Here is a 4,850-nt window from a genome sequence, read left to right on the forward strand (position 1 = left end):
TCGCCGAGCATGCCGCGCTTCAAGACGGTCACACGGTGGCGATCTTCACCATGGAGATGCCGGGCGAGCAATTGGCCATGCGCATGATGTCCTCGCTCGGCCGCCTGGACCAGCACAGGGTGCGCACCGGCAGGCTCTCGGACGACGACTGGCCGCGCCTCATCTCGGCCGTGGGGCTGCTCTCCGAAAAGGCCAGGATGTTCATCGACGACACCCCGGCCTTGACCCCCGGCGAGCTGCGCGCCCGCTGCCGGCGCCTGTCCCGCGACCACGGCCTCGGGATCGTGATCGTCGATTACCTCCAGCTCATGCAGGTGCCTGGCACCAAAGAGAACCGCGCCACCGAGATCTCGGAGATCTCGCGCTCGCTCAAGGCCCTCGCCAAGGAGCTCAGGGTCCCGGTGGTGGCCCTCTCGCAGCTCAACCGGAGCGTCGAGCAGCGCCCCAGCAAGCGCCCGGTCATGTCCGATCTGCGCGAATCCGGGGCCATCGAGCAGGACGCCGATGTCATCGTGTTTATTTACCGGGACGAGGTCTACGACCCGGAGAGCCCCGACAAGGGCGTGGCCGAGATCATCGTCGCCAAGCAGCGCAACGGGCCGATCGGCACGGTGCGCATGACCTTCCTCGCCCAGTACACACGCTTCGAGAACTTTGCCGCCGACACCTACGGAATGCCCAGGATGGACCACGGGCGGGGGGACCTCGGGTGACGCGCCCGGCGCGCGTCGTCGTCGATCTCGAGGCCGCGCGGGCAAACCTGGATCGGGTGCGGCAGGCGGCGCCCGGCCGGCGGGTCATGGCCGTCATCAAGGCCGATGCCTATGGCCACGGGCTCGTGCCCATGGCCCAGGCGCTCACGAGCGCGGAGGCCTTCGGCGTCGCCTGTCTCGAAGAGGCCGTGGTGCTGCGCGACGCCGGGATCCGGCATCCCATCGTCCTGCTCGAGGGCCCCTTCTCATCCCAGGAGCTCCACGAGATCCGGCGCCTAGACCTCGACACCGTGATCCACGCAGAGGAGCAGGTGCGGATGCTGGATGCCCTGCCGGACGGCCGCCCGTTGCGGCTCTGGATCAAGCTCGATACCGGCATGCACCGGCTGGGCTTTCCCGCGGAAGGATTCCGGGCGCTCTTGCGGCACCTCGCCCTGCACCGCGCGGTGGCGCGCCCGTTACGGATCATGAGCCACCTGGCCTCGGCCCATGAGCCCGACCATGCCTCGGTGGCGGTCCAACTGGGTATCTTCAACGCGGTCACGCAGGGGATCGCGGGGGAGCGTTCCATGGCCAATTCCGCGGCCCTCTTGGCCTGGCCCGAGAGCCAGCTCGATTGGGTGCGACCCGGGCTCATGCTCTATGGGGTCTCGCCCTTCGCCGGGCGCACGGCCGCGGACGTCGGCTTGCAGCCCGTGATGTCCCTGGTCTCGGGATTGATCGCGGTGCGGCGCGTAGCGGCCGGCGAGTCGGTCGGTTATGGCGGGAGCTGGCGCTGCCCCGAGGACATGCCGGTCGGGGTGGTGGCCATCGGTTATGGGGATGGGTATCCGCGTCACGCGGCGTCCGGGACGCCGGTCCTGGTCGCGGGCCGTCGCGCCGCGCTCATCGGCAAGGCCTCCATGGACATGCTGACGGTGGACCTGCGCCCCTGCCCCGAGGCACGGGTGGGCGAGCCGGTGGTCCTGTGGGGACCGGGACTGCCGGTCGAGGAAGTGGCGCGCTGCGCCGACACCATCCCCTACGAGCTCTTATGCGCGGTGCGGGGCCGGGTGCGTTTTCATGACCAAGTGGCGGGCTAGACGCCGGCCGGGAAGCAGCGCCGCAGCCAGTCCTCGATCGCGGCGCGCATCGCCTGCGGCTGCTCGGTCGGCGCGCCGGCACGGCGACGATCTCGCAATCGGGCAGTCTCTCCAGGAAGGCCTTGGTCGCCACCGGATCGGTGAACGTGCTGCGCTGGGAAAGGAGCGCGAGGACGCGCGTCGCGAGCGCATCCCGGTGCGGGTAGCTCCTCGGTCATCGCGAGCAACGCCTGCAAGTAGGCGCCGGTCGGCGTGGTGCGAAGATCGAAAAGCGGCGAGGCGTATTTCGCGAGCCGCCCTTCGCCTTCCGGACCCTTGGCGCACGCCACCCGCGGCGCCGCTGCCCCAGAGGATCGCCTGCTTCTGCTGCTGCGGCGGCAGCGACCGCGCGGCGAGGGCGATCACCACCGCGTTGTCGCCCGACAGCACGATATTGACGAGGATGATCTGGCCGAGGCCGGTCCAGAACTGCGGGTCGCCGAGCATGCCTGGGGCCGGGAATTCTAACCGCTAGAGCCGGCCTGCACACTGGCATCGGGAGCAAAAAGAATGAACAAGGCTTTGTTCGCAGGCGCGGTGATGATCGGCGTGGCGTGCGCGGCGCTCGGCGTGCCGATCGACTTCGTGCTGTTCGGGCTCACGCTCGCGGCCGTGGCGCTGTTCCATCATCACACCCTGCAGGTCGCGCTGACAGGGCTCGCGGTCATCACGCTGTACAAGCTCTTCTTCACCGGGTTCAAGACCGGCCCCGGGCTCGACGGCCTCGCGTCTCACATGGCGCACGAATGGATCATCCTTACCAACCTGCTGGGGCTGCTGCTGGGCTTTGCGCTGCTTTCGAAGCACTTCGAGGACAGTCGGGCGCCGGAGGCGCTGCCGAAGTTCCTGCCCGGCGACTGGAAGGGCTGCTTCGTGCTGCTCGCCATGGTCTTCGTGCTGTCCTCGTTCCTGGACAACATCGCCGCGGCGCTGATCGGCGGCGCCATGGCGCGCGTCGTATTCCGCGGCAGGGTGCACATCGGCTACCTCGCCGCGATCGTCGCCGCCTCCAATGCCGGCGGTTCGGGCAGCGTGGTGGGCGACACCACGACCACGATGATGTGGATCGACGGCGTGAGCCCGATCGCGGTGTTCGACGCCTACGTTGCCGCCGTCGTCGCGCTTGCCATAAGCGGCCTGGTGGCCGCGCGCCAGCAGCATGCGCATGCGCCGATCGTGCGCAACGAAGGCGCGGCAGTCCCCGTCGACTGGGCGCGCATCGGCATCGTGGCGTTCATCCTGGTCGCGGCGATCCTTGCCAACGTGATCGCCAACCTCCGCTTTCCCGCGGCGCTGGATCGCTTCCCGGTCATCGGTGCGGCAGTCTGGGTCGCAATCCTCGTGTGCGTGCCGATCCGCAAGCCGGACTGGAGCCTGTTGCCGGAGGCCTTCAAGGGAGCCTGTTGCCGGAGGCCTTCAAGGGAACGATCTTCCTTCTGGCGCTGGTGACGAGCGCCTCGCTGATGCCGGTGGAGAAGCTGCCTGCCGCCTCCTGGCAGACTGCGTTCGGCCTGGGCTGGATCTCCGCGGTGTTCGACAACATCCCGCTCACTGCGCTTGCGCTCAAGCAGGGCGGCTACGACTGGGGCATGCTGGCGTTCACCGTGGGCTACGGCGGCTCGATGATCTGGTTCGGGTCTTCCGCCGGCGTGGCGATCTCCAACATGTACCCGGAAGCGAAATCGGTGGGCCGCTGGGTCGCAGCCGGCTGGCATGTCACCGTGGCCTACGTGATCGGATTCGCGGTTTTCATGCTGCTCGTCGGCTGGCATCCCACCGACAAGCGCGGCCACGCCCTAAAACAGTCCCACTACTTTGCCGTCGACGAGGTCGATCTCGGTCGCGGAGGGAAGCTTCGGCAGGCCGGGCATGGTCATGATGTCGCCGCAGATCATGACCACGAACTCGGCTCCGGCGGCTAGCCGCACCTCGCGGATGTTGATCACGTGGTTATCCGGTGCGCCGCGCTTCTGCGCGTCGGTCGAGAACGAGTACTGGGTCTTCGCCACGCACACCGGGTAGTGGCCATAGCCGTCCTCCTGCAGCTTCTTGATCTGGCCGGGGACCTTGGTGTCGGCGGTCACCTCGGAGGCGCGGTACACCAGCTTCGCCACCGCGCCGATCTTTTCCCACAGCGACTCCTTGTCGTCGTAGCTGAACTTCGCACGGCTCTTGGTCTCGCACAGGCCGAGGCGAAAAAGGGCGTTTGAAATTCCTATTCCGCGGTCGGCACCGACACCAGCACCTCGGTGCGCGGCCCCTCGGCCTACAACGGCATCGTCGGCCTGCGCCCCACCACCGGCATGATCTCGCGCGACGGCACCGCGCCCAAGAACCTCAACTTCGATTCCGCCGGCCCGATGGCGCGCAGCGTCACCGACATGGCGCTGATGCTCAGCGTGATCGGCGGCAAGGATGCGGCCGACCCGCTCAACCTCAAGGTCTGGAGCGAAGAAGAAAAGCGCTACCCGGCGAAGAACGGCCACATCGATTTCACTAAGTACCTCGACGCCAACGCGCTCAAGGGCAAGAAGCTCGGCGTGGTGCGCGACTTCTTCGGCGGCGATCCCGAGATCGACGCCCTGGCAGAAAAGGCGCTGGCGGATATGCGCAAGCTCGGCGCCACCACCGTCGATATCAAGCTCGACGCCGCCTTTGTCGAGAAGTACCTGGGCGATGGCAACCGCAAGCTGCGTCGTCTGTCGGACTACCGTTGTCGGACTACCGCTTCAAGGCCGACTGGGAGCAGTACCTCGCCACGTTCAAAGACCCGACGCTGCCGAAGACGGTGGCGGCGTTCGTGAAGCTCGACGAAGAGGTGGTGAACAAGTCGCCGCTGCCGGTGGAGGAGAGCGTGATGCGCCTGCTCAAGACCTCGCTGACCACGTCCACCGATGCGCCCGAGTACTCGGCTACATCCAGGCGATGGTCAAGATCGACAGCAGCCTCGGCTCGCTGATACCCTACGCCAAGTTCCAGACCTACGACGGCGCGGCCAAGTTCGACACCAACGCGC

General features: G+C 67.4%; 3 protein-coding genes and 3 pseudogenes. 4 read left to right on the plus strand and 2 right to left on the minus strand.

Going from position 1 to position 4,850, the window contains the following annotated elements:
- Both M3461_13240 and alr read left to right on the plus strand, forming a co-directional pair.
- On the plus strand, positions 1-713 hold a 713-nt coding region (locus M3461_13240; protein MDQ3775237.1), incomplete at its 5' end, for a replicative DNA helicase.
- On the plus strand, positions 710-1,795 hold the full coding sequence (alr, locus tag M3461_13245; protein MDQ3775238.1) for an alanine racemase: 1,086 nt from the start codon (positions 710-712) through the stop codon (positions 1,793-1,795). The genes M3461_13240 and alr, both read left to right, overlap by 4 nt.
- A gap of 318 nt (positions 1,796-2,113) precedes the next feature.
- On the opposite strand, the pseudogene M3461_13250 reads toward alr, so the two are convergent.
- Positions 2,114-2,281 (minus strand): annotated as a pseudogene (locus M3461_13250) (TerC family protein).
- Positions 2,282-2,344: 63 nt separating this feature from the next.
- Here M3461_13250 and M3461_13255 point away from each other — a divergent pair.
- A pseudogene (locus M3461_13255) lies at positions 2,345-3,609 on the plus strand (citrate transporter).
- A gap of 21 nt (positions 3,610-3,630) precedes the next feature.
- On the opposite strand, the pseudogene M3461_13260 reads toward M3461_13255, so the two are convergent.
- Positions 3,631-3,993: pseudogene (locus M3461_13260) on the minus strand (formate--tetrahydrofolate ligase).
- A 90-nt stretch (positions 3,994-4,083) separates the two neighbouring features.
- On the opposite strand from M3461_13260, the gene M3461_13265 reads away from it, so the two are divergent.
- Positions 4,084-4,638 carry an amidase family protein gene (locus tag M3461_13265; GenBank protein ID MDQ3775239.1) on the plus strand — a complete coding sequence of 185 codons (555 nt, stop codon included), beginning with the start codon at positions 4,084-4,086 and terminating at the stop codon, positions 4,636-4,638.
- The last annotated feature ends 212 nt before the right edge of the window (positions 4,639-4,850 follow it).

The sequence above is a fragment of the Pseudomonadota bacterium genome, assembly GCA_030860485.1.
GTDB lineage: Bacteria > Pseudomonadota > Gammaproteobacteria > JACCXJ01 > JACCXJ01 > JACCXJ01.